This window comes from Bacillus sp. JJ664 (assembly GCF_036962205.1).
Lineage (GTDB): Bacteria > Bacillota > Bacilli > Bacillales > Bacillaceae_G > Gottfriedia.
The window spans coordinates 1-2,111 of the sequence record NZ_JBALMS010000169.1; the positions used below are offsets into that span (position 1 = coordinate 1).

Annotated in this window: 3 protein-coding genes; 1 reads left to right on the forward strand and 2 read right to left on the reverse strand. The window is 29.5% G+C overall.

The window, feature by feature from the left end:
- Positions 1 to 60: 60 nt before the first annotated feature.
- Positions 61 to 369, forward strand: a complete 309-nt coding sequence (locus V7056_RS19350) for a YjcN family protein (RefSeq protein ID WP_499704025.1) — start codon at positions 61 to 63, stop codon at positions 367 to 369.
- 82 nt (positions 370 to 451) lie between these two features.
- On the opposite strand, the gene V7056_RS19355 is transcribed toward V7056_RS19350, so the two are convergent.
- A complete protein-coding gene (locus tag V7056_RS19355; protein WP_499704026.1) occupies positions 452 to 1,012 on the reverse strand; it encodes a GNAT family N-acetyltransferase in 561 nt (186 codons plus the stop codon).
- A 152-nt stretch (positions 1,013 to 1,164) separates the two neighbouring features.
- Complete coding sequence (locus V7056_RS19360; protein ID WP_499704027.1) at positions 1,165 to 1,965, reverse strand: HAD family hydrolase; 801 nt, start codon at positions 1,963 to 1,965, stop codon at positions 1,165 to 1,167.
- Between the last annotated feature and the right edge of the window lie 146 nt (positions 1,966 to 2,111).

Consider the following 2,111-nt stretch of genomic DNA (forward strand, 5'->3'; position numbering starts at 1 on the left):
TTATGGTAAAATTTAATAAAGTTTATTTCATCAAAATAATAAAAAGTGAGGGGAATCTTAGTGAATAGTAATAACAAAATAGCAAACATAATCTTATTGATTGTAATACTCGTTCCTACATTGTGTTTTGTTTTACTACATTCAACATCAAAAATGGCTGTAAGAACGAAGTTTTTATTTGATGGCCATCCTATAATTGCATTAACTTCACCAATAACAACTAATGAAGACGAAGATTTTACATATTACACTTTTACTAAATTGAAAAAGCCCGTAATTACTGCTTCAGGTACTACTTACATTTCTAACTTTAGAGTAAATAAGAAAGTATTTTTATATTTTGCTAATAATTATAATCCAGGTGTTTAAAATAATTAATTTCATAATGTTGTCGTAATAAAAGGTTCTNNAACGCGCCAGTTAGTTAAATAAGAAACTTAAAATTTATATGCTAATTTATCTTTGCATAAATACAGGTGTCAGTGAGTTTTTTACCATCAGCTGAGAAATCTTCATTGCGTAAAATCCCTTCAAGCTCAAACCCTAATTTTTCAGGGATCGTACGACTTTTCGTATTACTAGATTCACATCGTATTTCAATTCTTCTCCCATTCAATTCATGAATCGCAAAATTGGTTAATCTTTGTATTGCTTCTGTCATATAACCCTTACCACTAAAACGAATATCTATCCAGTATCCTATTTCAAATTTAGGAATATCCCAGTCAATACTTTGTAAACTGCACGTTCCAATAAACATATCTGTTTCCTTACTGAAAATAAGAAAACGAAAACTTTCACGATTTAAAAACTGATTATGTGCACGTCGCAAATTGATTTCTGTTTCAGTAATTTCAGGCACACTTTGAGCAAATGGTAACCAAAGTTTAAATTCATTAATTGAAGCTCTTATTGCAGCATTAACTAATTCACCATCGCCAGCCATCGGAATCCTTAAATATAATCGTTTAGTATCTATTTTAGTTGGAATATCTATTAATAGTGGATCCATTTAATTCTCTTCTCCCTAATTGTTTTTTATAATTATATAACTTTTTTATCGGTAGAATTTTTCAAAATGTAATTTTCATTTAGAGCTATACTGCTATTACTTCAAAAAAAGAACAGCCAAAAGCTGCTCACACTCTTCAACTAACGCGCCAGTTAGTTTAATAAGGTTTCCAGGATATTAGCTACACCATCTTCATCATTTGAAGTTGTAATTTTTTTAGCAATACTTTTTAATTCGTCTATTGAATTGTCCATAGCTATTGGAATTCCACATATTTTAAATAGGCCTAAGTCATTAAAATCATCGCCGAAAACCATTGTTTTTTCTAATGAAATATCTAATCTTTCTGCAAGGTTTGTAATTGCAGACTCTTTCGAAATGCCTAGTCTCATTATTTGTGTAAGTTGATTCGAGTCCGTATTTATAACATTTACTTTATCCCCGAACTTTTTATTAAAGTCCAGTATATTCTTTAAGTGTGAAACAAGTATTTTCGTTGGGCTTTTTAATTTTATTTCTACAATCTCAATAATTTCAGGATTCTTAGAAACCTTCATGAATGAGCGATAATCAACCTCTTTATAGCTGTACCAAGTATCATTAACTTCAATTGAAAATAAGTGCTCAGGTTCATTGGAAATTAAGTATTCAATAATTTGTTCGTTGATAGTTGAATCGATTGTGTAATGTTCGTTGATTTGTAATTGGTTATTAATAATTAATGCACCATTATAAAAAACAATAATTGCTATTTCTTGTATCTCCTTTGGAAGTAAGTCTTTTATTGTTCTTGGTGGTCGTGCCGTTGCAATTATAATTGGTATCCCATGTTTATGTACTTCTATTATTGAATCTAAATTTCTCTTACTTATCATCTTATCGGAATTTAATAATGTACCATCTAAATCCAATACTATTGCATCTACTTTATTTCTATCCTTTAAAACACTCATAATTACCTCCAAGTTTCTATAAATCTGGTAGTAATTAATATTCTTTATGTAATAAATTTTCCCTTTTCTTATTGAACTAAACCGACAATTAACACAATTAAAAATGGACTACCGAAGCAGTCCATAGCTTTTCAACTAACGCGCCA

Bases quoted from the DNA above. Each gene is read 5' to 3' on its own strand.
- V7056_RS19355 (WP_499704026.1), bottom strand. From the start codon at position 1,012: ATGGATCCACTATTAATAGATATTCCAACTAAAATAGATACTAAACGA.
- V7056_RS19360 (WP_499704027.1), bottom strand. From the start codon at position 1,965: ATGAGTGTTTTAAAGGATAGAAATAAAGTAGATGCAATAGTATTGGAT.